Source organism: Bacillus sp. 220_BSPC, from assembly GCF_001054655.1.
Lineage (GTDB): Bacteria > Bacillota > Bacilli > Bacillales > DSM-1321 > Peribacillus > Peribacillus frigoritolerans.
In genome coordinates this window covers 1-377 of record NZ_JVPL01000132.1, presented here as the reverse complement: position 1 = coordinate 377, position 377 = coordinate 1, and the positions used below count along the sequence as shown (strand labels likewise).

1 pseudogene is annotated in these 377 nt (G+C 35.3%); it reads right to left on the bottom strand.

Annotation, left to right across the window (positions count from 1 at the left end):
• Positions 1-224: 224 nt before the first annotated feature.
• Positions 225-377 (bottom strand): annotated as a pseudogene (locus ADA55_RS08660) (SAM-dependent methyltransferase); the annotation flags it as partial.

The window sequence follows — 377 nt, the reverse complement described above, 5'->3', positions numbered from 1 at the left end:
AAAATAGACAAACTCGATTTTCATCGAGTTTGTCTACAGTCTGAAGCCTCTCATTTAGAGAGGCTTTTTTGCATTTTTGATGATCGTACTTTTCACCAAGCTTAATCGTCGGCCCTATATTCAAGCTCAGCCTTCACTTTGTCGGCGGACGAGAGCAAATAGAAAAGAGCATGTGTTGAAAAAATGATTGATCAAAACATGCCCTTTTTATGGATAAAGCCATTCTAGTCCTTTTGACATTTTACCATTATAAATTTAAATGGAGGTTTATTTTCCATATTCTTATGGGGCTCAACAATTTCTGAAAACTCTATCAGTCCATAATTCCCAAATTCTTGTTTAATCGAGTCGGAATCATAAAAAAACATTTTCATCCC